This is a genomic window from Aminobacterium colombiense DSM 12261, from assembly GCF_000025885.1.
Lineage (GTDB): Bacteria > Synergistota > Synergistia > Synergistales > Aminobacteriaceae > Aminobacterium > Aminobacterium colombiense.
The window spans coordinates 1,515,115-1,540,505 of sequence record NC_014011.1; the positions used below are offsets into that span (position 1 = coordinate 1,515,115).

General features: G+C 48.8%; 24 protein-coding genes. All 24 read right to left on the reverse strand.

The features are described from left to right. Positions 1-3 precede the first annotated feature (3 nt). From AMICO_RS07575 to AMICO_RS07690, 24 genes are read right to left on the reverse strand one after another with little or no spacing between them, the layout of a single operon-like run. Positions 4-1,005, reverse strand: a complete 1,002-nt coding sequence (locus AMICO_RS07575) for a glycosyltransferase family 9 protein (RefSeq protein WP_013048866.1) — start codon at positions 1,003-1,005, stop codon at positions 4-6. Between the two features lie 9 nt (positions 1,006-1,014). Beyond that, positions 1,015-2,067, reverse strand: coding sequence for a glycosyltransferase family 4 protein (locus tag AMICO_RS07580; protein ID WP_013048867.1), 1,053 nt, complete (start codon positions 2,065-2,067; stop codon positions 1,015-1,017). A 21-nt stretch (positions 2,068-2,088) separates the two neighbouring features. Next, the gene (locus tag AMICO_RS07585) at positions 2,089-3,099 is read right to left on the reverse strand and encodes a glycosyltransferase family 4 protein (protein WP_013048868.1); all 1,011 of its coding nucleotides are present in this window, start codon (positions 3,097-3,099) and stop codon (positions 2,089-2,091) included. Then, positions 3,096-4,226, reverse strand: a complete 1,131-nt coding sequence (locus AMICO_RS07590; protein WP_083775799.1) for a mitochondrial fission ELM1 family protein — start codon at positions 4,224-4,226, stop codon at positions 3,096-3,098. Before AMICO_RS07590 ends, AMICO_RS07585 begins: the two co-directional genes overlap by 4 nt. Beyond that, complete coding sequence (gene kdsB / locus AMICO_RS07595; RefSeq protein WP_013048870.1) at positions 4,227-4,961, reverse strand: 3-deoxy-manno-octulosonate cytidylyltransferase; 735 nt, start codon at positions 4,959-4,961, stop codon at positions 4,227-4,229. Next, positions 4,958-6,169 (reverse strand): deoxyhypusine synthase family protein, encoded by a 1,212-nt coding sequence (locus AMICO_RS07600; protein ID WP_013048871.1) that lies wholly within the window; start codon positions 6,167-6,169, stop codon positions 4,958-4,960. Before AMICO_RS07600 ends, kdsB begins: the two co-directional genes overlap by 4 nt. Beyond that, entirely contained in the window at positions 6,169-7,374 is a 1,206-nt protein-coding gene (locus tag AMICO_RS07605; RefSeq protein WP_013048872.1) for a 3-deoxy-D-manno-octulosonic acid transferase, read from the reverse strand. The genes AMICO_RS07600 and AMICO_RS07605 overlap by 1 nt, the downstream gene beginning before the upstream one ends. A 46-nt stretch (positions 7,375-7,420) precedes the next feature. Then, positions 7,421-8,428 (reverse strand): KpsF/GutQ family sugar-phosphate isomerase, encoded by a 1,008-nt coding sequence (locus tag AMICO_RS07610; protein ID WP_013048873.1) that lies wholly within the window; start codon positions 8,426-8,428, stop codon positions 7,421-7,423. Between the two features lie 3 nt (positions 8,429-8,431). Next, positions 8,432-9,289 (reverse strand): 3-deoxy-8-phosphooctulonate synthase, encoded by an 858-nt coding sequence (gene kdsA / locus AMICO_RS07615; RefSeq protein ID WP_013048874.1) that lies wholly within the window; start codon positions 9,287-9,289, stop codon positions 8,432-8,434. Continuing rightward, positions 9,264-11,537: a tetraacyldisaccharide 4'-kinase gene (gene lpxK / locus AMICO_RS07620; protein ID WP_013048875.1), complete on the reverse strand. Its 2,274-nt coding sequence runs from the start codon at positions 11,535-11,537 to the stop codon at positions 9,264-9,266. The genes kdsA and lpxK overlap by 26 nt, the downstream gene beginning before the upstream one ends. Next, positions 11,521-13,275, reverse strand: a complete 1,755-nt coding sequence (locus tag AMICO_RS07625; RefSeq protein WP_013048876.1) for an ABC transporter ATP-binding protein — start codon at positions 13,273-13,275, stop codon at positions 11,521-11,523. Before AMICO_RS07625 ends, lpxK begins: the two co-directional genes overlap by 17 nt. Beyond that, entirely contained in the window at positions 13,268-14,374 is a 1,107-nt protein-coding gene (locus tag AMICO_RS07630) for a glycosyltransferase family protein (RefSeq protein WP_013048877.1), read from the reverse strand. Before AMICO_RS07630 ends, AMICO_RS07625 begins: the two co-directional genes overlap by 8 nt. After that, the gene (lpxB, locus tag AMICO_RS07635) at positions 14,371-15,468 is read right to left on the reverse strand and encodes a lipid-A-disaccharide synthase (protein WP_013048878.1); all 1,098 of its coding nucleotides are present in this window, start codon (positions 15,466-15,468) and stop codon (positions 14,371-14,373) included. Before lpxB ends, AMICO_RS07630 begins: the two co-directional genes overlap by 4 nt. Continuing rightward, on the reverse strand, positions 15,453-16,274 hold the full coding sequence (locus tag AMICO_RS07640) for an LpxI family protein (protein WP_052292815.1): 822 nt from the start codon (positions 16,272-16,274) through the stop codon (positions 15,453-15,455). Before AMICO_RS07640 ends, lpxB begins: the two co-directional genes overlap by 16 nt. After that, on the reverse strand, positions 16,267-17,364 hold the full coding sequence (locus tag AMICO_RS07645; protein ID WP_013048880.1) for an LptF/LptG family permease: 1,098 nt from the start codon (positions 17,362-17,364) through the stop codon (positions 16,267-16,269). Before AMICO_RS07645 ends, AMICO_RS07640 begins: the two co-directional genes overlap by 8 nt. Further along, positions 17,354-17,851, reverse strand: coding sequence for a KdsC family phosphatase (locus AMICO_RS07650; protein ID WP_041459377.1), 498 nt, complete (start codon positions 17,849-17,851; stop codon positions 17,354-17,356). The genes AMICO_RS07645 and AMICO_RS07650 overlap by 11 nt, the downstream gene beginning before the upstream one ends. Next, the gene (gene lpxA / locus AMICO_RS07655) at positions 17,844-18,647 is read right to left on the reverse strand and encodes an acyl-ACP--UDP-N-acetylglucosamine O-acyltransferase (RefSeq protein ID WP_013048882.1); all 804 of its coding nucleotides are present in this window, start codon (positions 18,645-18,647) and stop codon (positions 17,844-17,846) included. The genes AMICO_RS07650 and lpxA overlap by 8 nt, the downstream gene beginning before the upstream one ends. A 2-nt stretch (positions 18,648-18,649) precedes the next feature. Then, a complete protein-coding gene (gene fabZ / locus AMICO_RS07660) occupies positions 18,650-19,108 on the reverse strand; it encodes a 3-hydroxyacyl-ACP dehydratase FabZ (RefSeq protein WP_013048883.1) in 459 nt (152 codons plus the stop codon). Positions 19,109-19,122: 14 nt separating this feature from the next. Continuing rightward, positions 19,123-19,962, reverse strand: coding sequence for a UDP-3-O-acyl-N-acetylglucosamine deacetylase (gene lpxC, locus AMICO_RS07665; protein ID WP_013048884.1), 840 nt, complete (start codon positions 19,960-19,962; stop codon positions 19,123-19,125). Continuing rightward, complete coding sequence (gene lpxD / locus AMICO_RS07670) at positions 19,959-21,008, reverse strand: UDP-3-O-(3-hydroxymyristoyl)glucosamine N-acyltransferase (RefSeq protein WP_013048885.1); 1,050 nt, start codon at positions 21,006-21,008, stop codon at positions 19,959-19,961. The genes lpxC and lpxD overlap by 4 nt, the downstream gene beginning before the upstream one ends. Before the next feature lie 13 nt (positions 21,009-21,021). Then, on the reverse strand, positions 21,022-22,266 hold the full coding sequence (locus AMICO_RS07675; RefSeq protein ID WP_013048886.1) for a hypothetical protein: 1,245 nt from the start codon (positions 22,264-22,266) through the stop codon (positions 21,022-21,024). A gap of 18 nt (positions 22,267-22,284) precedes the next feature. Then, positions 22,285-24,021, reverse strand: coding sequence for a BamA/OMP85 family outer membrane protein (locus tag AMICO_RS07680; protein WP_013048887.1), 1,737 nt, complete (start codon positions 24,019-24,021; stop codon positions 22,285-22,287). A 32-nt stretch (positions 24,022-24,053) separates the two neighbouring features. Next, positions 24,054-24,683 (reverse strand): hypothetical protein, encoded by a 630-nt coding sequence (locus AMICO_RS07685; protein ID WP_013048888.1) that lies wholly within the window; start codon positions 24,681-24,683, stop codon positions 24,054-24,056. 59 nt (positions 24,684-24,742) lie between these two features. After that, positions 24,743-25,333: a sigma-70 family RNA polymerase sigma factor gene (locus AMICO_RS07690; protein WP_013048889.1), complete on the reverse strand. Its 591-nt coding sequence runs from the start codon at positions 25,331-25,333 to the stop codon at positions 24,743-24,745. Between the last annotated feature and the right edge of the window lie 58 nt (positions 25,334-25,391).

The window sequence follows — 25,391 nt, forward strand, 5'->3', positions numbered from 1 at the left end:
AAACTATTTTAAAAGATTGTCACATGCCTGCAAAGCATCTTCCACACTTATATGCCCGAGACATTTAAGACGATTGCCTAAAAGACATTTTTTCCCTTCGTCACATGGCGCACAAGGAAGCTGTGGAAGAAGAACAATATGGCGGTTTCCCCATGGTCCAAATCTATCGGGGAGAGAAGGCCCATATATTGCCACAGTAGGAGTCCCCATAGCGCTTGCCAGGTGGAGGGGGCCTGAATCATTGGTTACAAAAAGGTCGGCCTTTTGCAATATAGCAGCTATTCGAGGCATGGGAACACGCCCAAACAAATTAAGAGTATAGTCTGACGGCAACGACTTGACAATACGAGAAGCAATGGTTTGCTCCTCTTCTGTATATCCCATAATTCCAATGAGGCATTGACGCTTCTCTATAAGCCTTTGAGAAAGCTCTATAACATTTTCAACTGGCCAGCGCTTATGTTCCCGACCGCCAGGATTTGCAATTACGAGCTTTTTTTGAGGAAAAGATAAGAGCGTTTCTTCTGCATACTGTCGTTCTTCTTCTGGAACATAATAGCTCATTGAACGGGAAACGATAGGGACTCCCAGAGCATATATCTTCTGTATAACCCGCTCCGCCTCATGAATCGTTTTCGGCAAAAAGGGCCTTTTCAAGAGAAGAAGAGGAGCGTAACGGGCCCCGATAAAAAGAGGCATAAGGGTTTCACGAAGGTCTACCACAAGGTCAAAATGTCCCTTTCTCATAATACGAAGTGCCCGAAGCCGCCCTTTGAAACCGTAGAACTCAGATGTCGGAGACCAGCGGTCATAGGGAACCAGATCACTCCACATGGGATCATGTTTGAAAACATTGACAACGGTAGGCCCAGCCCAAAGGGTAAAACGCGCCTTTGGCAAATAATGCTTTAGGTTATTAATTCCCGGCATTGAGAGCAACATGTCTCCAATGCATGAAAGACCTATAACCAACACGCGGGAGATGTGAGCAGGGTCTATACGCATATTTTTCTCCTATTTCACTAAGAACTTGTAATAGCCGGCGTACAGGGAAGAAATTCTTTCTACATCGAAGGAAGAAACCTTCTGTTTAGCTTTTTCGAGGATAAGGTTTTTAGTGGCCGTATCTGCATCCAAAACCTGAGCCAGAGTGATTTTCATGGAGGCGGCGCTGTCTTGCGGAACCAGCCAGCCCTCTGCGGAGTGGGTTATCATGTCGAGCGGACCTCCCATATGAGTGGCAACACAAAGCAACCCTGATGCCATGGCTTCCAAAAGGGATAGGCCAAAGGGCTCTGGCAAACGAGACGGCAACACATATACATCTGCGGCCCAGAAATAGGGGCGAATATCATCGACAAAGCCCAAAAAGATTATTCGCGGATTTGAACCAGCGAGGTTCTTCAGCTTTTCTTCTTCTTCACCAGTACCTGCCAACAACAACCATGTATCTTCACGATCAAGTTTTTTAAAGGCTTCGATCAGAACATCAAAACCCTTCCAATCAACAAATCGCCCCGCCCCGATAATGATCTTGTCTTCTGGGACTATAGCATACTTGCCCCTGACTGTTTGGGGGTTAAAGCCAGGAGGTCTGTGATAATAATGAGCATCTATGGCATTAGGAATGACATCAATCTTTTGCGAATCCATGCCGCTCTCTATGGCTTGCTCTTTGATATAAGAAGAAATAGCAATGGTTCTATCTACAAAGCGAAAATACTTGCTTTTCGGTCTTGAATCTATGGTGCCCACCACAGGGATTCCAAGTTTTTTCCCCCAATATCCGCCTATGACAGCGGCGGAAAAAAGACGGGTATGGATAAGGTCGGGAGAAAGCCGCTTCAAAAGCTGCCCAAACCCCTGGCACACCCATGGAGCCCAGGAAACAACGGGCTTGTAGGGAAAAACGGGGATTCCTCTTTCCTGAAACTGAGCTGACAGTGTTCCCTGCCCGGGACAAAGCACTACGTTATCAATGCCCTTTGATTGCATGCCTAGTATAAGTTGAATCCAGGGGATAGCCCACGATAAGTTCCCTTCGTTGACGTAGTGCAATACCCTCATACAAATCACTCCCGCGCAGACTTAAAAAATAATCTTACGATAAAAGCTTGCTACACGCTCAGCCATTTCTTTTTCACCTGATATTTTTTCTTGAAAAAAATGTTGCCTTGTCTCTCGCGATTTAAGTATCTCAAGGAGGCCGTTTTTCCATAGTTCCACCTTACCAGGGGGAATCAGCTCTTCAGGATTTTTACATAGTTCCCTCACGGGAGGGAGGTCTGAAGCAAGAACAGGCACTCCCATTTGAATGCCCCTCATTAACGTTAGCCCCATACCTTCAGACAGTGACGGAAAAAGCAGGCACGAACATTGCGCCATCCATTTATCCGGGTTGTTTTGAAAACCATAAAAAGACACACGCTCTGAAAGATGGTTTTCGTGACAAAAAGTCTCAAGCTCTTCTCTCTGAGGGCCGTCTCCCACGACGTTCAGGCGCCAATCGTGGAATGAGCAATCTTTTAAGGCCTCCATTATTATATGAAGTCCCTTTATCTTTGTCAGACGGCCGATAAACAAAAATAAGAACGGGGTCGATTGAAGACTCCCCTTCCATTGGTTTTGAAGGGGCGGCATCCCGTTAAAAATAACGACTCTTTTTTGAGGCAAGTAATGATCCAGATAGTCTTGAACCCAGTTGCTGATCGAAATAGCTCCCAAAGCTTTTTTAAAAGGGGCGATACCCATATTTTTTGAATAAGTGGAATGGGCGGTAATAATGAATGGAATTCCGGAAAGGCGGCTGGCCCACCACGCGATCCACGCGGGAACTCTGGAATGGGCGTGAATGAGCTCCCAGCCTTCCCTCTTGATCCGCATTGCTATTTTAATCGCTGCGTATATGACTGTTAGAGGATTTTTCTGATACACGGGAAGTGCCCAGTGTTCCACATTTTCAAGTTTCTCCTGAAGTTTTCCACCGCCGGAAACAACTAGAACGGTGTGCCCCATTTTTGACAATTCGTTTGAAAGGCCAAGAACATGGCGCTCCACTCCCCCCTCTATAAATTCTGGAAGGAGCTGAATGATTTTCATTCTTTCCACCTCTCTATAATCCATAAAGCCGCCCGTCTGGCTTCATTAAAATCTTTAATCCCCTTAAGGCCTTCGCCGCTTTCCAGAAACTGTGGGGAATACTCAACAAGACATCCCTTTTTTTTAAAGGCATCGAAAAGAGTGTTAAAGCGAGGAATTCCCCATAAATAAAAGGGGCTCGCCACCTGTTGAAGAATTCCCTTAATGCCCTTGCGATGCTCAACCCCCATCAATATAACACGATGTCCCGCCGTAATAGCTTCAGATACCATGGAAACGGAGTCCTCTGTGCAAAACACCCTGTTGCACAACCCCATCATCCCAGGCACGGGGTTAAGGGGGTTTTGGGACGCGAGAAGCAGCATTTTAACGTGAGGCTGGTTCGCCGCCATATGAACAAGGGCGTCTTCAGCGTCTTGGGCAGTGCGCCGGGAAGTGGTTATGTACAGATCCGCCCCCTTGGCCGCTGAAGCGCTGACAATAGGTTTCACATTTTCTTCAACCCATCGTCCGCTAATACGATAGTTCCCATCGTCTCCGCCAATGAGCAGGGCCCATCGATCCTGTGATTCTTGTGGATACAGCGTGGCTAGCTCTTCTGCGGCCTGCTTTAGCTTTTCAGGGAAAATAGAGTTCGGCGCCCCAAGGGTTGGCAGTACGTTTTGTATGTCTTTCGGCCTGTCATGTAAAGGCACAATGGCAAAATCGAAGGGGTTTGAGCCAATAAATGATGGCGTCATGAGGGCGCAGCTCTTCGCCGCCAAATAAGAGGAAAGAGCGAGGTTAAAGGCAGCCGTGCCGCTTCCAGCAGAGATAAAAAGCACTTCATGGGGTTCTGCACTATGTCGAGTTAAAAGAGTCTGACACTGCTCCATCAATTGCGTGGCGCCAGTCTTTGCCAGCCAATCTTCAAGGCTCTTTTTGTCCATGGACGGAAGATGCCGCCCCTTGAGTTTAAGAAGGCAAAGTTTTCGAAATCCAGATACTTTGGGAACCTCCAATTCTTCTACAATCGTCCCCGTTTCCTGGGCCAGCCAGCCCGCAATGCCCCTACTCTGAAAGAGATGGCCCCGTATTCCGTCGCTTAAGATGACGACCAGCCCTGGCCCGCCCTTCATATTTTTCATCTATTCCTTTGAGCAGCCAATGATACGGCGAACGGCATCGAGGTCTTCGGGGGTATCCACACTGGGACCACGATGGGTCACAGCCGTTTCCACCACTTTCATAGAGTAGCCATGCTCAAGGATCTTGAGCTGTTCTAAAGATTCCGCCGTAGAAAGAGGCGTAGCCTCAAGCTCCACATATTTCATAAGAAAATCTTTGCGATAGCCGTATATCCCTATGTGCTCGTACACTGGAAGGGCTGTTTCAACCCTCATATAGGGGATGGGAGAACGGCTGAAATAGAGTGCGAAGTCCCGACGGTCTTTCACCACTTTAACCACATTGGGGTTTGAAAGACTCGCCTTATCGAGAATGGGGGCGCAAAGGGTCGCGGAGACAACGTCCTCATTCTCTGTGAGAGCATGGATCACCTCATCGATCATGCGTGGGTCGAGGAGGGGTTCATCGCCCTGAATGTTGATGACGTAATCCACATTCATCTTTTCTGCCACCTCAGCCGCCCGGCTTGTTCCGTTGGGATGTTTTTCTGAAGTTAGAACGGCATTGCCATTGAAGGCCTGTACGGCTTTGATGATCCGTTCGTCATCAGTGGCTACTATCAAGGCTCCAAGAGAAGAACTGGACGCCTTCTCATAAACATGCTGTATAAGAGGTTTGCCGCAAATATCGGCAAGGGGTTTTCCCGGAAGACGGGTTGATCCGTACCGAGCAGGTATTACGCCTAGTATATTCATAGCTTTATACGATGCTCCTTCGCTTTTTGTAGTAATTTATCACGGTCAAGGAAGGAAATCTCCCTGACTATCCACTCTCTCATGGCTTTGCCATCCTCAGTTTCCTGGGAGTAGCTCATAAAGTCAAGTTTAACATTCAGTTCCTGAGCCACACGCCAGGCCATGACAGGCCACACCTGACCAATATCGCCAATGATGGGGATGCTTCCCTCGTGCCTGGCAAAGGCCGACATTTCCATACGGAAAGGGATTTTAGAGATCTTTGTTTTGGGCAATCCCTTGTTAATGGCCTCTTGTATCATGGCGCTTTGTTTCTGCAGATCCTGGGCTTTGCGAAGGTTTTCATCAAGATCGATGCGAATGAGTTTCTTGTCCCTAAGGCTGTAGGTATGAAGGCCTTTCCACCACGACCAGATGCCATGGCCAGTGTAGCATTCGAAAGGCCCATCGTGGATTTCCTGGGTAAGGGCCACTGCCGATTCGATGATCACATCGGCCTCATCAAGCATTCTGGCCACTCTCTGTGACCGTTCAAAAACAGAAATACTGTCGCCAATAGCCATGCCCACATGGCCGCTTCCTATCATCTGAGGAATGCTGACGAGAACAGGCAACCCCTTTTCAGCGCCAATTCCGATCATGGTGCGCCGGTCGGCTCCCCATCCGGCAACAACTTCGAAGGGAAGGCCATAGACCTTGCATATGCTCAATATTTCCGCAGCCAGCATTTCGTTGCGCAACCCCATAGGATAAGCCATGTTGCCTGCCGCTTTCAAAACAATGCGGCCATCTATTTCTTCGCCCCGTTTAAGCAGTTCTTCGTCAAGAACCATTTCGCGCCGTAGGGTGTTCATTTCCTGGGGAGTAAGCTGGGTAAATTCGAATACGTTTCCCCGAGGCATATACTTTTCATCAAATCCGAACTCCGTCCCGCTGCTCATTTTTACCTTATCGAGAGCACCTGCCATTTCGTGCCCCACAACGGCCGAGCTGGTGGTTACTCCGTCAATGATCCCTTTATCCATAAGCTCTGCTATGAGGGTGGTGACACCTTCGTGAATGTTAGGGCCGCTGCCTGTGGCTACCATTATTTTGCCGCCCTTTTTCTTCACTGCCGTCATTATTTTTACAGCTTCGTCCAGACTGGCTTTTGATCTTTCGTCTAATTCCTGATAAAAGGAATTTAAAAGCTTTTCATTTATTTTCATCAACCCATCACCTCACGTATTTCTTTCCAGGATAAGGATGCCGCTCCCCCCACTCCTTCAAAATACTGTGCCGCTCCCTGTTTTACTCTTTCCCTCATAGAGGGAGAGAGGCTTTTCTGCCACCATTCAGCCATTTCTTCCGCATTTCGCACAGTTACTGCCCCATGGTGTGCTGCCAGACCTGCTGCCGCTTCGGGAAAATCTTCCATATTCGGACCATGACAGACCGGTATGCCGAAGACTGCGGCCTCCATAAGGTTCTGCCCCCCTTTAGGAACCAGGCTTCCTCCCACGAAGGCACTGTCAGCAACACCGTAGAGGTCGAAGAGAACCCCTATTTTATCGACTATAAGGATGTCCCATCCATTTTTTACAGCAGAGAGGCGCTCCGCCTTGGCAATTTTCTGAGCTGAAGCAGTGACGGCCTCGGCCCGTTCGGGATGGCGTGGAACTATGATGAGCCGGGCCTCTGGTATTTGCTTTTTGACCTGTGAATAGGCCTCAAGGACAATTTCATCTTCTCCTGTATGGGTGCTGCCGGCTAAAAAAACCGGTTTTCGGCGGCCAATAAGTTTATTAGCCCAGCTGAAGTCCGCACTTTTTTGCCTCAATCTGAGAGCGTCAACTTTGCAGTCTCCCGTCACTGCGATTTTCTCTGGCTCCAGCCCTAAAGAAAGCAGATATTCCTCATCTTTATCTGAGCGAACCATAAGGCGGGTAAAGCATGAAAAAATATTCCGCCAGAAATCCGGGTGGTTTTTTCCCTTTAACGATGTCGTTTCTGAAAACCGGCCATTCACAAGAAATGCCGGAATTTGCCGTTTTACCAGCTCTTTGAGCAAATTGGGCCAAATCTCAGTTTCTATAACCACATAGGCTTTGGGCTGTATGGCGTCAAGAGCGCGAGCCACGATCCACGGAGTATCCCAGGGGTAATAGATATGGGCGTCAAATAGTTCTGATACCAGCTGATGGGCCATATCTTTTCCTGTAACGGTTGTCGTAGACAACACTACAGGAAGATCCGGAACATCTTCGTGGGCCGCAAGAAGAAGGGGCCAGGCCGATTGAACCTCTCCTACTGAAACGGAATGAACCCAAAGTGGGTTTTTTCTACGAAACAATTGTTTTTTTTCTTCTGTATAAAGAGCTTTCCGCTCATTCAGCCCCGTTTTGTATTTATGCGCCAGCCATGGGTACGCCATGAGATAGGCTGCTGATATGAGGGCCCTGTACGCAGAATAGTTCAGATCAGGCCACCCCCGCTTTAAGCAGTTCGTGAAGGTGAATAATTCCAATGGGCTTGCCTGCCTTCGCAACAATAAGCACTGAAATTTCCCTTTCTTCCATTATATGGACGGCTTCCGCAGCTAAACGGCCAGCTTCCAGCGTGACAGGATTTTTTGTCATGGCACTGGACACATCAGACTCAAGACATTCCACTCCGCACCGCTCAATAAGGCGACGCAAATCGCCATCTGTAAATATTCCGGCAAGTTTTCCCTCTTCGTCAACAATGAGCGTTGCCCCGTATCCCTTGCTCGTCATCTCGAAAAGGGCGTCGCTTACCTTGACATGCTCGATGACCACCGGCAGCTTATCTCCAGATCCCATAACATCTTCGACCTTAGTCAAAAGCCTTCGGCCAAGGGCACCCCCTGGGTGAAAGAGGGCAAAATCATCTTCTTCAAGCCCCCGGAGTTCCGTTACCATGCCTGCAAGGGCATCGCCAATTGCAAGCTGTACAGTGGTGCTGCTCGTCGGGGCCAGATTCAATGGATCCGCTTCCCTGCTGACACTTGAGTTCAAGACTATGTCAGAGTTTTTAGCAAGGGGAGAAGATATTCCGCCAGTGATGGATATAACAGGCGCTCCTAACCGCCTAAAGAAAGGAAGGAGGGCCACCACTTCTTTTGTTTTTCCGCTATTGCTGATAAAAAGGCCAACGTCTTCTCTGCAAACCATGCCGAGGTCGCCATGGGACGCTTCGGCAGCATGAAGAAAGAAAGACGGCGTCCCCAGGGATGCAAGGGTTGCCGCTATTTTTCTGCCGATAAGCCCCGATTTGCCCATGCCTATCACAACAAGACGGCCTTTGCTGCAATGAATAACCCTTGCCGCCTTAACAATTTCCTGGCCCATTTCGTCGGCCACTCGCAACAATTCGCTCGCTTCCTGTTTTAATACATCTCGGCCTATGGAAAGCAGCCGTTCGTCATCGAGATCGATCCCTGCCCGATCTCTGGGAAGACAGACCATTTTCTACGCCTCCTCCGCCCAATCAAGATTTACCTTTTCGATGGTGTTTTCTACAAAATTCCATATTTCTTTTATCTGAAAGAGAAAATACTCAAGTTTTTTAAGGGGGACCATATTGGGTCCGTCACTTTTCGCCTTGTCCGGATCAGGGTGGGTTTCAATAAAGAGGCCGTCAATGCCGATAGCGGCAGCAGCCCTTGCCAGGGGAAGGGCAAAACGCCGGTCTCCGCCGCTGGACGTTCCCTTTCCGCCAGGCATCTGTACGCTATGGGTGGCATCAAAGACAACAGGACATCCAAGACTCCGCATCAAAACAAGAGAACGCATATCCACAACCAGCTGGTTATAGCCCATAGTGGTGCCCCTTTCGCACAACAAGATCTTTTCGTTTCCCGCTTCTCTGCATTTCTCCACAACCTGCTTCATATCTTGGGGGGCCAGGAACTGGGCTTTCTTTATATGAAGGGCGCGCCGGGTCTGGGCGGCAGCTACGAGAAGGTCTGTCTGGCGACAGAGGAAAGCGGGAATCTGCAAGATATCAGCCACCTCTGCCACAGGCTCTGCCTGCCATGACTCATGGATATCGGTCAGTACCGGCACTGAAAGCTTTTCTTTTATCTCTGCCAGCTGGGCAAGGCCTTTTTCAAGGCCTGGACCGCGATAGCTGTGAATGGAAGTTCTGTTTGCCTTGTCATAAGAAGCTTTAAAAATATAGTTCATGCCTAGACGATCACATATTTCCTTTGCTGTCTGCCCTATTTCCAGACCCAAATCCAGGCTTTCGAGAGAGCAGGGACCAGCAATGACTGTAAGGGCTTCTCCACCTACAAAAAAATTATGAATTGGTACTGTATGAACCATGAATGTCATCTCCCTGATTTATAATGCGGGATATTTTCTGATAGACGCGACATCGGAGATCCCAACCGTATTCTCGTGCCACATACTCTACTACATTGTCTAATGCTCCTGGACCGCCAAGGCGCTTTTTGCCTTCTTCTCCCATAGATTGACGAAGTTCTGAATCGGACAGAATGACGAAAGCCGTATCAGCAAGAACCTGTGGATCGGGGGAAACAAGGATTTCAGAGTCTCCAAGAAGTTTTTTTTGCACTAGCTTCCCTTTCTCCCTTATGGAAACAACGGGAACTCCAAGGCCTGCACAGACCTGATTAGCCGTTCCTCCAAGACCTATAAGGATATGGGCGTCGGTTGCGACTGATACAAGAGGACCTAAATAGAACAATACCCGTAATCCGTTCTTTACAATGCCTCGTCCATCGTCAGCCAGCCGCCACCCAGGGGCCGCTGCCACCAATTGCTCTATGTCCAGTGAGGGGGCAATAACTGCCACAAATACGCACGACGTCTTTTTATTAAGGATCTCCACAGCGTCGAGCAGCATTTTCATATCATCATAGGCACGTTGTCTGCTGCCCGGCAACAAAAGCACCCTGGCTCCCTTTTCTTTGGGCCATTGAAAATATCCACTATTATTATCACATGTGAGGTCCATTATTGGATTCCCCGCAAACACCGCGTCGGCGTGGGAACGTACAAGCTCTTTAGCGGTCTCGGAATCCCGTGTCCAAACCCGGCGGCAACGATGTTTTAAAAGAAACCGCTCAAGTCGCCAATGGCCGCTCAGATAGACGGTTTTGGCCGTGGCTACGAGAACTGGAAGTTGTCCCTGCCCCCAGAGGGTGTGAAGTAAAAGATAGACATCTCCAACACAGAGAGGGGTGCGCACCTCGCCGCGCAGTTTTTTCCAGGCTTTGAGCTGGGAAAATATATGACGGACAAGCCCCGATTTCAGATCTTTTAGCAAATCTGAAATGTGATATTTGATTACCCCTCCTGAGGGGGATTCAGAAGGTACAGAGTCCACAGAGATGCCGGCATTCTCGTACTGCTCTCCCTTTCCCACAATAGGGAAGGACGTAACGTAAGCGCACGGGAACCGCTTTTTCACTTTTTGAGCCAAAAGAGCTCCCATGGCATCTTCTCCATATCCGTTGGAGGCCACTACCAGCCGAGGTCGAAGTTTTTCTGCAACAATACTCCAGAAACGGTCTTCTTCGTCTATGACTGTTGAGATTATAGGCACAAGAAGAGGAGAGATAAGGGGCTCCTTGGGAAGATTGTAGACGTCTTTTTCAGTGCAGACCAGATATCGGGCCCCCAGCTCCTCCTTGAGGGCGGCAAGCCGTTCCATATCTCTCAGGTCGAAACGGTGGTGGTCTTTGAAGCGCTGTTCCCTGAGCACGCGCAAACCTGCCTGGTCCAGTGTCCGCCTAAAACTTTCCGGGCTTCCAATGGCGGAGAAGGCCACCACAGGCAGGGACTTCACAGTAAAATCTTCCATATCCTGCCAGGAACCGTCCCATAAAGACCAGCATCGCAGTTCCAGCCTCGATGTGAACAGACGGTCTGCCGGAATATATTGCAAAAGCTTCTGGCGGAGGCTTCGCAGCTCATCTTCTGAAACCTGATCGGCCTTTGTTATGACCACTATATGGGCCCTTTGAATAGCTTTTGGAGGTTCCCTCAAAATGCCCGCCGGTACAAGGCGTCCGTTTCCGAAGGGGCAGCAGGCGTCCACGAGCACTATATCCACATCCCGCCCTAAACGGCGATGCTGAAAGGCGTCATCGGCGACAATGAGTTCCACATTGTGTTTCTGCAAGGCTTCCACGTCTTTTAAACGATCTCTCGAAACTGCCACTGGCACATGGGGAAGACGGGAGGCCAGAAGGAGGGGCTCGTCTCCAACGATCTCTCTTTCAGAAGAAGTACCCTTTATTACAACAGGCTCGCTTGTCCGCCCTCCATAACCCCGGCTTACAATGCCCACACGAACCCCCATATTGTAGAAATGGCGGGAAAGCATTTCTACGAAAGGCGTCTTGTTTGTTCCGCCAAGGGTAATATTTCCTACACTGATAACGGGAATAGGCGGTTCATAGCTTGCCACAAGACCATGGTCGAAGGCAAAATTACGCGACCGGGCAAAACTTTGAGAAACACAGGCCAAGGGGACGAGCAAGGCCCAGGGGCTGAACTGCCGCTCTCCCCTGGCCCATTCAAGATAACTACGGACGAGTTTCATTGTTCTTCTCTCCCCCAAATTGCAACTCGTACAGGTGGCGGTAGATTCCACCCTTTTCAAGGAGCTCGTCGTGGGTGCCGCTTTCCACAATGTGCCCCTTACTGAGGACAAGAATGCGGTCCGCACTCCGCACAGTGGACAGGCGGTGGGCGATGACAAAGGAGGTTCGGCCTTCCATGGCTTTTTCCATAGCTTCCTGTATCTGGCTTTCAACGGCCACGTCAAGAGATGATGTAGCCTCGTCAAGAATAAGGATGCGGGGATTCCGTATAATGGCACGAGCTATGGCCACGCGCTGTCTCTGGCCGCCGCTGAGGGTAACTCCCCGTTCTCCCACTTCAGTGTCATATCCTTCGGGAAGGCTGGTTATAAAGGTATGGATACCGGCAATCTGAGCCGCCTTCACTATATCCTCTTCTGTAGCCTGGGGAAAACCGTAGCTGATGTTAAAGGCCAGACTTCCCTTCATGAGAACCGGGTCTTGGGGTACAATGCCAATCTGTTTCCGCAGTTCTGTGAGATCAAGGGTTCTCACATCGCAACCATCAACGCTTACTTTCCCACGGGAAGGGTCATAAAAGCGGGGAATAAGGTCCATGAGAGTAGATTTCCCGCCGCCTGTTTCGCCGACAACGGCAACCCTTTCTCCAGGACAGACCTCGAGAGCGACCCCTTTTAACACCCACTGTTCGTCTTTATAGGCAAACCAGACATCTTCCATTTTGATCGCACCCTGTATGACTCCCAGGGGAACGGGATGTTCTGGCGAACGTATTTCACAAGGGGTATCAAAAATTGAAAAGATGCGTTCCGCCGAAGCCAGGCACAGCTGCATGCTGCTGACCACGCGGGTAAAGACCCGGATAGGGTGAACCAGAAAACCAAGATATCCCAAGAAGGCGATGAGTTCACCAGGAGTGAGTTTTTCATTTATAACATCTCTCCCCCCTATCCAGAGAATTAAGGCAAGGGCCGCAATGAGCACCACTTCGATAACACCTGAGAGGGCAGCCTGTACCTGCACTCCATGCATGAGGGCCTTGAAGTTCGCTCTGTTCTGGTCCTTAAAGCGTTGAGATTCCATGGCTTCCGTCACAAAGGAACGCACGATGCGTATGGCCGACAGGGCTTCCTGAATGATGGCAGACAGCCTGGCCAGCTCTTCCTGGATCGCATGCCCGACAAAGCGAAGTTTTTTGGAGGCATGGTCAAGAATGAAAAAGGTCAGGGGCAGAATGGCAAAGGTGATAAGGGTAAGACGCCAGTTGATATATATGAGGAACCCAAGCATGCCCAAAAAGGTGATGCCCTGTACCACAAGATCCACTATGACAGTAGTAACCATGTTCTGCAGTACATTGACATCGTTGGTGATGCGCGACATCAGCTCGCCTACCCGCTTGCCGTATATATATCGCAGGGATAGATTCTGCATATGATCGTAGAGGCCCACACGAAGGTCCATGACCACATGCTGCCCCACCCAGTTCATAAGATACTGGTGGCCGTAGGAAGCGATACCTTTGCCCGTAAAAAGGAGCACCAGACCAATGGTAAGCACATTGAGAACATCCATCTTTTTAGCGATGAGAACATCGTCCACCACGTTTTTTAAAAGCCACGGGGGAATGACAGTAAAGACAGAGGCCAGAACCATACACCCAAGGGCGGCAAAGAGCCTCGGGAAATATGGCCGGGTATATTCTAAAAGACGTACGTAAATATGCTTCTTATTCATTGATACACAGCCTTTCGATCATGTCACATAACTTTTTCGAAGGTGTTTCTATAGACCGCCCGGATAGCTGGCATAATTTTATTTTCTGGGCTCTCCGTTCTTCGTGGTCGAACCAGAGGGCGCTTATTTCCCTAACTACATCTTTCGAGCTCAGTTCTCCAACTACTTCCTTCATTATCTGGCTTTGAGAAAGCCGATTAGGCCACGCCAGGTAGGAGGTTCTATGATTCGCTTTCCACCGCAGCACTTTCTCTTTAACAGCCGGACCAAAAATCGGCAAGGATGCAATGAGCCCCTTTAAGCCGCTTATGGGGATTTCCCTCAAAAAAGCGAAGGGAACGGCAACGAGTGCGGGTATTCCCATATGCATAAGCTCAAGGGTGTTTGTTCCAGGCTGGGTTAAGGCCATGTCCGCATTTTTAAGAACCACACCTGTTCCAGCCATCGCCGGGTTTAAACCCGCGGAACGCCAGGTTTCCCGCTCTTCAGCCTTCGAAAAGGGAGAGAGGAGAGTTGCAACCTGAAGCGGCCCTGTCTGTTCCCGCAGCAAAGAGACCACTTCCATAAGATAGGGCAGAGCCTTGGCGCGTATGGCAGGGCGGCTTCCCGGGAATAAAACCAGTTTAAGACCTTGCCTATCCAGCCAGGGAGAAGGGCCGTCATCCATAAGGATCCCTTCTTTAACAAGATCGCCAACTACTGCCGCATTAGGAGATATGGACCGGGCCATGGATTCAAAGGCGGTAAAGACACCACTACAGTGTTCCAATCCTTTTTTACGGCCATAAGTGTAGCAGAAAAGAGGGACTTTTCCTTTTTGGCCCATATGGCGCCCAAAAAAGAGATCGCCGCCCAGTTGAATAATACCATCAGTTTCATGATGGTTCATAGCCCGCAAAGTATTTGCCGAAGAGTAAGGCCCCTTCACTTCATCCGCTCCCAGTGCCATGGCCGCATGACCTTCCCGCCCACTGGCAAATTGGCATGGAAGAATCCAGATTGTAACATTTTTATTACGGCGTTTAAGTTCTCTCGTAAGGGGGCGGCACCATCCCCAAAGTTCGCCCGGGCCATTGACAAGAAGAGTCACGGAATTCATGGCAGCCCCCCCTTGAGAATAGCCTGAGTCCAAAGTTCCGTAGCTCCAGGCACTCCCAAATCCTTTCTGCCTCTCATAAGAGCTTCGTGTTTCTGCTTTTCCACCTCGGGATCATCAAGATAAAGGATCGCCTCTTCCATAACACGGGAAGAAGAGGCCTCTTTTTGCAGAAGCTCGGGATAAACTGTTTCGTGGGCCATAATATTAGGAAGCGAAACCCAGGGAGTCTTAACAAAATTCTTATAGATGCGCCACGATAGCCATGACCCTTTATACACGACGATCATGAAACGGTTTGCCATCATGGCCTCAAGGGAGGCTGTTCCACTCGCCCCCACTACCATCCGGCTCCGTTCCATAAGTTCCTTTCCCCTTCCTTCAAAAAGAGTCCACTTTCGCAAGTCTCTTTTCATCTTTTCACGGATAGAAGAAGAAAGGCCTGGGGCAATTGAAAAGACAGGTTCATATCCCATACTTTGAAATTGTCGGGCACTTTCCACAAGTATGGGCAGCAGCCTTTTCACTTCCCCAGTGCGGCTTCCTGGCAGAAGGGCAATGATTCGGCCTGACGGTTCTGTGACACCAGAGGAACTGGTCTCATCAAGGAAGGGATGGCCGATCCAAAGGGATGGAACGTCATGTTCTGTTAAATAGAGGTGTTCAAAGCGCAGCAGGGGCAGCAGAAGAGTGCAATACCGCCGCAGTGTCCTGACTCGTTTTTTTCTCCACGCCCAGACAGTGGGCGGGGCCACGTAGAAAATAGGATTCTCAAACCCCTTCTTTCGCAGCGACCGGATAAGTGGAAGATGAAAATCCGGGCTGTCTATAACAATGACCCGCCTGGGCTGCTCTTTGAGAATAAACTTCACCATGGTATTTTTAAGGCGAAGGAGCCTGGGGATAGCCGCCAGGATATCTGTGCTGCCCATAAGACTCAGTTGGTCGATTGTCCAGAGAGCCTCCCCCTGTTCTGCGACTCCCCTGGGACCAAGCATCCCCATGATGGGCTCGTCAGTTTGTTTGCGAAGATACCGGATGATAGAGCCTGCGTAGTGATCCCCTGAAGGTTCGCCGCAACTTATATAGATAGACATGGGGGCACTCCCACCACTGCGATGTTCAGCCGGGCAGCAAGCTCAAGAAAAGCTTCTTTCTCAAGCATGAGGGTACGGCCGGCTTCGAGAGCCAGGCAGGTTTGTCCGGCTTTCTCCATCATGTGGAGGGTATGAGTTCCCACTACAGGGATATCAAAGCGTTCATCCTGGTCTGCCCGCATCATTTTTATCACAGAGCCTCCATGGACCAATGTTCCAGCCCGCTGAAGCATGGCATCTGTTCCTTCCATAGCTTCCACTGCCACAACCGCGCCGCTGTGTATGACGATGCTCTGGCCAAAAGAAAGGGGCAGAAGATGAAAAAGGATTGAGCAGCCATAGGCTACATCCTTTGCTTCCTGATCTGAAAGGCCTCGGGCTGAGACTTGCCCTTCAGGAGTGAGGAGATCAGAAAGGATCTGTCTGTACCCTGCTACTTTAATTCCAGTTTTTTCTATAGTACGGACGATACGACTGAGAAGAGCGTGGTCATCGTTGTTTTCTGCATCAAGAGACTGTTTCAGCAATACGTCGAGGTTTTCTCGCTGGTACATGAGACTTTTGGGAACCTGACCTGCCAGTATCATGGTCTCTACTTTATGGGAAAGCATCTGACCCAAAATCCATTCAAGATCAGGTGTTGCCACTGTCCAAATTTGCCTTGCAAAAGGAGCGAGGCGCTCTATATCCGCTCCCATTGAAAAAACATAAGGGGGCATTCCCTCTTTGAAAAGCCTGGCACAAATTATTTCAGGGAGGCAGCCCTCCCCGGCAATAATAGCAAGTGTTCTTTTCATATTAATCATTCGCCTTTCGTGCGAAGTATCCTCCTACAAGCAAAAAGAGGACGTTAGGCACCCAAGCAGCCAAGAGCGGGGGCATATGTTCTGTTTCCCCAAAGGCTTTGCAAAGGGACATCACTACATAGTAGACGAAAACAATCATGACGCTGAGGCCAAACCCCACGCCGGACCCGGTTCTATGGGATCTTACGCCAAGGCTGGCTCCTAATATGGCGAGAACAACGCTCGCCCATGGAACAGCGAATCGAAGGTGGAAGAGAACCCACAACGGCGCAAGGTTCCCACCCTGGGCCTGAAGAAGGCGTATCTGGGCCATAAGTTCCAGGGCGCTCATTTCACTCGGTTTGCGGGAAGCCTGCTCAACCTGCTGAGGCGAGAGGTTTAGATCGAATTGCTGACGCTCGAAACGAAAAAGGAGTTCTACTTTTCCACCATTCGTTACCTGAAATACTTCACCATCATCAATCCACCATTTTCCATCTTTCCAGAGGCCGGTCTTGCCCACGGTTATCCGTTTGAGCTTTCCCTTTTCGAACTCCTGAACGAGCACATTGGTCATAGTTCCTTTTCGAGGCTGAAGCTTTTCTATGTAAATAACCCTGTTGAGCTGCCCATTGCTTTCGTCCCGTAAAAAAACTTGTTCTTTGAGAACGGAGGGCTTCTCTCGCATCACTTCGAATCTCATGAGATTTTCCGCGGCACGATTTGAAAAAGGCACCACTGTTTCATTAAGGATAAGAGCAGAAAGCCCTACCAGGAGAGATCCCACAATGACAGGTTTCAAAATTCGCTGAAAGGAAATTCCGGAGGCTTTCAGCGCCACTATTTCACTGTTTGTAGAAAGTTTGCCAAAGGTAAGGAGTGCCGAGAGCAGACACGCCATGGGCAGTGTCAGAATGATCACTTCCGGCAAACTGTAGATAAAAAGCCGCAAGACAACGCCAATGGATATCCCTTTTTCTATAATCATGCTGGCAATTTGGAAAAGCAGGTCGCCCGCTACAAACACCATGGTAAAGGCCATGACGCCAAAAACAAAGGATCCAGCCATTTCTTTCCATATAAAACGATCGAGAATTCCTCTATTTCCCACTATCCCCACGTCCTGTTACCCATTCTTTATTGTATGCGAGTATGTATTCGGCAGCTTCGCGAATAGCGCCCCGGCCGCCCTCTTTGGTGGTAACCCTGTCTGCCGCCTTTTTGGCCTCTGATACGGCATTGGCCACCGCAAAACCAAGACCGACCCACTGAAGACATTCAACATCGTTCACATCATCGCCGGCATAAGCAATCTGAGAGGATGGGAGAGCGAGATCAGAGGCCAGTTTTTTCAATGCTTCATATTTATTTTTTACGCCATTCTGAAGGAGGGCTATGCCAAGCTCTTTTGCCCGCCCTTCTGTGGCAGGTGAGTAACGGCCGCTTATAATGGCTACTTCTACGCCCCCTTGGCGAAGACGGGAAATGCCCATGCCATCCTGTATATCAAAACGTTTAAACTCGTTGCCCCGCCCATCAAGATATACTCCGCCATCAGTCAAAGTTCCATCTACGTCAAGAACAAGGAGTTTAATCATCTGTCTCTCCTTTAGAACCATGGGGCCATGGCGCCAGCCCCCGGTGTGCTTGTGCCACAAATGCAACGATCTCGGCAGCAAGAGCGTTTTCACCGGCAGCAAGACTTTGAGCCGCCGTTCTGATTGGAAGACCGCTATGGTAAAGATGCCGATATAGATTTTTTATATCTTTCCTGTCAGAGGAAGAAAAACCAGCCCTTTTCAGACCCACGCTGTTTATACCGTGTACCTGGGCCGGATGGCCGTCAACAAGCAAAAATGGCGCTACATCTTTCACAACTTTCGACAGACCCCCTATCATACAGTAGCGGCCAACCCGGACAAATTGATGAAAACCTGCCAGGCCGCCTACGACTGTACCCTCTCCCACAGAAACGTAGCCGGCGAAACCTGCTTTGTTTGCAATGGTAACACGTTTTGCTATCTGTACGTTGTGGCCCAGATGGACACCTTCCATAATGAAGCAGTCATCGCCCACCACTGTAATCGCTCCCTCACCACAGGCGCGATGTATTGTCACATTTTCTCGAATAACCACCCTATCCCCAATATGAACCCAGCTTTCTTCATTGCCAAAACTTTTATCCTGCGGTTCCCGGCCAAGGATGGAATTTTCATAGATGTGGCATCCTGCCCCGATTCGGGTGAAATCGAGGATACGAACAAAGGCCTCCAGCGTGGTGTTTTCGCCAATATGTACCAGGTCTCCCACAATACAATAGGGCCCCACAACAATATTATCTTCAAGAACCGCCTTTGGCGATACTATTGCCGTAGGATGAATGGTTACGGACATGGCTAAATCCTTTCCTCCATAGCTTCTTTCTTGGAAAGCCTCTCTGCCATGAAGAAGCTGTACTCCGCTTCTGCGGCAAGCTCTCCGTCGACTCCCGATCTTGCTTTCACTTTTCCCATAAGCCCCCGCGACTTGACCATTTCAGCTGTGGTAATGAGCTGATCTCCAGGTCTTACAGGGCGGCGAAAACGGGCCTTGTCCACTCCTGTCAGGTATGTCACCATATTTTGCATGTTTGGTCGGCAAACGATCATCATGGCCGCCACTTGCCCCATGGCTTCAAGAATAAGAACACCGGGCATCACCGGTTCGTCAGGAAAGTGGCCGGTAAAGAAAGGTTCGTTAATTGAAACATTTTTGAGGCCAACCACTCGATTTTCCCCTACTTCCAAGATGCGGTCTACCAGAAGAAATGGATAGCGGTGTGGAAGGGCTTTCATAATTTTATCAATATCGATCATTATATTATCTCCTTTCATTGTTGCCGGCTTTCTAATTGTTTTAATCGGCGAAGGAGGCGAAGGTGCATGTCATGCCCCGTTCGAATAGCCACTATATGGGCATGTAAAGGCCGCCCCAACAACGCTATATCGCCGATAAGGTCAAGAATCTTGTGACGGACGAATTCATCAGAAAAATAAAGGCCTCTTTTGTTTAGCGCCTTTTGTGAAGTCACAAGAACCGCATTGTCGAGACTTCCTCCCTTTGCGAGCCCTCGCTTTTTTAGAGTATCCATTTCCTCTTCAAGAGCAAAGGTGCGGCATGGAGCTATCTCTTTTAAAAAACCTTCCGCAGTCACCCTGAAGTCATAGATTTCAGTGCCGATGACCGGATTTTCATATTCGATCACATAGGTAATAGAAAGACCCTCACCGGGCAATGCACAGATGATCTTTTTTTGAGTCTCATCTCTTTCTACAACAGGCACAAAGAGGCAGAGCGGATCTTCGTGATGCTCTGTTTCTACCAGTTCCACCTCGCTGAGCTTCTGCGCAAATGTCAGGGAGCCGCCGTCAAGAATAGGCATTTCAGGCCCACTTATCCTGATCAAAGCCTGGCCAATACCCAAAACATAAAGGGCTGCCATAAGGTGTTCTACGGTCCTGACTACTGTGTTATCAGGGAAAATTATTTCCGTCCCTCGGCCGCTTCCTTCAAAGACTGCATCCCTCAAGGGGTAGCGGCGGCCTCCAATTTCAAAAACTATTCCCCTTTTATGGTAAAAGGGAATTATTTCTGCCCTGCACGGTTCCCCGGAATGAAGACCCGTCCCTTGAAAAAAAACAGGGGTCTTTATGGTGCGCAAAAAGCTCATTTAGAATCTTCCCCGGATTCTGCCAATCTTTTTTCCAAAGCCTTAATTCGCGAAAAAAGTTCCGGCAGACGAAGATAGAGGGCCTGGGCCCTGAATTGCTCTTTATGGGGACGAGCGGGAAATCCTGATACTATTTCACCAGGAGGAACATCTTTAATGACTCCGCCATTGGCAGCTACCTGAGCTCGATTCCCTATCTTAACGTGGTCGCGCACACCGCTTCGAGCCGCCAATATAACCCCCTCGCCGATCTCTGCGCTTCCCGCAATGCCCGTCATGGCTACAACAATGCAATTATCACCGATGCGAGCGTTATGGGCAATATGGACGTGGTCGTCTACTTTGGTTCCTTTTCCTATATACGTATCGTCGAGAGTCCCTCTGTCAATTGTGGTACAAGCCCCTATTTCCACATCATCGTCTATAACGACCCCCCCGATCTGAGGCACTTTCTGCGGGCGCTCATCAGGATGGGAGGATGGAATAATGCCGAAGCCGTCGCACCCTATAATGGCGCCACTGTGGATCAATCCCCTCTCTCCAATGGTCACATTCTCATAAAGCACTGCCATGGGCTCAATATGCGTACCCTTTCCGACAGAACATCGCGCACCCACATAAACCTGAGCTTCCAAAATAGCCTCGTCATGAATTACAGCATTTTCCTCTATAACACAAAGAGGCCCGACATATGCCGTATCTGCAATGCGAGCATTTTCAGAAACCACCGCTGAGGGATGAATCCCATAAGGGAAGGATTGGGGAATCTTAAAAAGATAAAGCAACCTTGCAAAGGCTTCCCTGGGTTTTTCTGTGACAATACCTTGTCGGGATTCTGTAAAAAATTTTTCAGGGGCTGCTAAAAAAGCTTCTGCAGACAGCATCCCCAGCTCTTTTTCTTCCCAGACCACACTCAAGGTCTTTTCTCCGCTTTTTTCGGGAGAAACAAGTCCCTTTACTGAAATATGAGGGTTCCCAATAACTTTCCCTCCAATATATGCTGCAATCTGACCAAGAGTCATGGGTGTGTCAGATATTTTGTCCACTTTTGCTGCCCCCTTACAAGTTGCCGACCGCGCGAATACTCCATTGATCTTCGTCACGTTCGTCATAATGCAATTCAATAGATAAAAACTCGTTTATTCGATAGCCTACGCCAAAATTACTGTAACTATCCTCACTAAACCGCCACCATGCGTAGGGTTCCTTGACCTTGCCAGTAAACCAGAATCTCCACCATACTTCTCCTCCAGGATAGGCCAGTTCTGCCCCTAGGAGCATTCGTGGATGAACCTTCCACCGCGCCCCCCAGCGACTTTCAAGATCAAAATCATTGGTGGAAAGAATCCACTCGCCATAAAGTTCAACATCCCAGCCACTTACAGGAAGGGATTTTCTGCCTATGTGAAGTCCCACCTCGGGATATTTATCATCCGTTCCACCGTAGGCGGCTGCCCACGCCTGAACAGTAAACCGGGAACTCTCTACAAGAGCATCTGCTCGTGAGATCTGCGCAGGGCGAAAATCTACACTAACCTTGGCTTTTGAATTGACCACTATGTTGCGGTCTTCCAAGGCTTTTTCTGCCAGTTTTTCAATATCGTTCTTGTGGTGGGAAACCCATTCTACTGGCAGACCTACAATGGGAAAAAGGCCCGACTGCAAATTATCTTTCAGATCAGACTGAAATGCAACAGGGAGGGATCCCGATTGGACGGATGGGGTTACAGCCAGAACAAAGGGTTGTTGCGGAAGAAAGGAAACTTTAAGGATGTTTGACTTGGCATTTGCCGGCAATTCCACAAAAACCGCGATATCCCAACCTGGAGCACGGGTTTCTGTCAGACTTCGTATCTCCCGTTTCAATGCCGTATCCGCCCAGGCCAGGGCAGCAAGGGGCACCCCATCGATGTGGGAATGGATGAGGGCTGGGAGAGAAACGGTATCCTCCTGAAACCATTTATCGCCAGGGGAAGGAAGGGATGGCATTTGCAATTCCACCTCCCAGGCCAGGGCTTCTTCAGCATGGGCTTTTACTTCAACTTGGTTGTTACGATAACGAGGCGACCTGAACACGTACCCCGTTAGCAATCGGTCCGCAACGAGAGTAAGCATCTTAAAGCGCTCTGACAAAGAGATGGAAGTATCCATCTCCCCCCAGACAGCACTCAGGCTTTTTTCCGCGCTTTCTGCCATCCATGCCGGCATTCCCTCTATATGAACGGCTCCGTAAAGAGGGAGCGACATAAAAAGAAGGGCCGCAGCCAGAAACGCAGCGGCTACAGCCCTGCTCTTTCTTGTCATAATGGGCGATCTCACCCCTTAGAAAAGTTCTCCAAAACCAAAGTGGGTCTTGTTCTCATCTTCTCCCTGCGCGTAATCCAGACGAAGGTTCCCAAGGGGGGTTTTCACTCTTACCCCCACACCCCATGAGTCATGAAGATCTGAGAAACTGAAGTTGTCTTCTCCACGCCACGCATTGCCTATATCGTAAAAAAGCACAAATCCAAAGGCACTCTCTATAGGAATGCGGGCTTCTACGTTCGCGAGAAACATTTCATCCCCCTCAAACTCGCCGCCATCGTATCCTCGAAGAGAGTTCGATCCCCCTAAAGAATACCTTTCGGCAGAAGGAAGGACACCGGAAGAAAAGCCGGCCTTGATGCGGGTAGCGAAAATAGGTGGATTGTCTTCTTTCCCTAAATTGAAATCCAAAAAATCCCCTAATCCCATGACAGGAATATAGTAGCGACCCTGGGCCCAATATTTAGTGTAGGTCCAGTCAGCGCCCAACATATCCAGGGCATGTTCAACACTTAAATCAATAATGTGGCCTTTGGAATAACTGAGGTATTCATCTAACGTGTTCCAGGTCAATGTCCCGATAACGGCAAAGGTGGTTCCCGTGGTCAGGTCATCAAGGTCTTCCTGGGTTCCGGCAGGCAGTTTTACGACATTAGAAACATCAACATCATGCCAATCAAGGGTCAGATACCAGCTTAGGCGTGGATCGAAACTGAACTTTTTACCGGCGCCAATATAGAACCCTACCCGTTCCTCATCGTATTCAAGGCGCTTTGCTCCCGCTCTGTAAAAGCCTCGCTCCTCATATACACGCTTGTAGGCGCCCACTTTCCAAGCATAATATATATCATCCATATAGGGCTCTGTATATGTCAGCCAGTACTGCTCGTTATCTCCCGTTTCAAAGCCTACTTCGGCATTGTGCCCTTTTCCTCTCCAGTTGGAATCTCCATAAGATAGTCCGCCTGACCAGCCGCTTTCAGTGCCATGGCTTATGGAAAGCCCAACAGCAGCTGTCTTTTTCTCTTCTACCGTTACCACAACATTTGTAGCAAGGGGAGTATCTCCAGGTTCAAAGCCCACGTTCACATCTTCAAAAAAGCCCATCTGCTGAATTTTGTTAATGGAGTGGCGAAGCACAGTGGCATTAAAAAGGTCGCCTTTTTTAACCTTGATCTGGCGCTCTATGACGTAGCTCTTCGTCTTTGTGTTACCCTGAATAATAATGTCACCTACAATAGGTTCCATAATCTGCACATTAATAATGCCGCCCTCAATCTGCACATCGGCAATTCGAGTCATGACGTAGCCATCTTTCTGATATTTTTCTTGTATGCGTTCCAGATCGTGACGGAAAAAGACCCTGTTAAACACAGCTCCAGGCGCGGTGAAAACCAGTTTTAACAGATCTTCATCGCTATAAACAGTATTGCCTGAGAACTCAATTTTATCTACCACTGGGTTTTCTTTCACCACATAGGTAACTCCAACGCCACCTTCCACAACGGCGAGATCCACATCTACAAAAGAAAAAAATCCTAACTCATAAATTGCCTCTACATCTTTCTGAAGCTGTTCACGGTTTAATGGTTCTCCTATTTTCGTTCCAGTAGCCGAAAGGATGTGCTCTGATACCACATGCTCATTACCTCGTACATCCCGCGAAACGACAGGAGGCTCTTGAGCCCAAACTCCCAGAGACATGAACATCATAAAAAAGAAACACATTATCGATATAAAAACTGGTCGTTTCACACGTAATCTCTCCTTCCGGGAAGGTGAAGTTTTTATTGTCTATTAATGATTATAGCAGGCCCTTCTTCTCGCAAGGCATTTTGCCCAATTTGCATAAGGGTCAAAATACGTTCTAGGGCAACAGGTTTTTCATCGCTTTTTTTCTGATCCTGGAAAACATGCTGTTCAGGTTCAAAAGAAATCTGTTTTTTGGGCTGGACAGGAACAAGTTTAAAACTTGACACAGTTGTAGCGGAAGGCAAAGGAATTTTTTCCAACTCGTTTTTTTGCTCTCTTTTTAAAGCTTCAAGGTTGCTTTCGCTCAGACTTTTCCGCAAGCCTGCTAAAACTGCTTTTTCATCAGAAGTTACCCATTCCAATATAAGATCATCATTATTCATAACAATGTTTCTCTGACTATTGCCTATGGGAGCCGAAAGGGGGACAGAAAGAACACACAGGAAAAATATAGCCAGGGCCGCGACCCGACTTAAATCAACAACAAACATATTTCTTTTCGGCTGCTCATTTTCCGCAGCCAATTCCCACAGTTCCCTTCTTGCCTCTTCAAGCTCAGCCCTGGCGCACTCCATTTCTGTCAGCGCATTATGCCACGCTTTGCTTTTTGACGCAGAAACACACCTTTCAAGCCATCTTACAACCCTTGCGATGCGTTTTTCCATACTGCCATCACTCCTGAAGACACTGCCGTCATTATAACCCTCTCTTTACTTATCACTTTTTAGGTCTTCTTAGTGGTATGGTCGGGAAAAATCCAACTCCGAAGCCGTGCTACAGCATTTCGTCTGAGACGATATACGTGGCTAATATCAAGATCCTGTTTGTCAGCAACCTCTTTTGCCTCGCGTCCTTTATAAAACATCTCCCTTACTATTTCCCCTTCACGGTCAGGTAAATTCTTTATTTCCTGAGAAAGGGTAAGAAGGAGATCGTAGGTCTCATAAGAAAAATTGTCTTGTATTCTCATGTCTTCATCGTCCATGGGAATAGGCGCCTTGGCCTCACTTCTCTGGAGAAAATTAACCATTTGTCCTTTTATGCGGTAAAAGGCATAGGTGGTAAATTTAAGCTGGCGCTCCGGCTCAAATTTATCTACGGATTTAATAAGCGCAACCATACCTTCCTGAATTAAATCGGGGTAGAGTGAAGGAGAGACATAGAATTTTTGAGCAAGCCAGAAAACAAGAGGCCGATAAGAAATAATCAGTTCCTCCCGGGCATCGTCATCTAAATGACAACGGGCCCAAAGCATCTCTTCTTTCTCTGGAGAAAGACGTAACTGGTTCTGTTCTTCATCCCATCTCCCGCTCAAAAAAAGCCTCCTCTCCCTATGCAGACATAACTATGGGAATTTTACCAGTTAGTTTCTA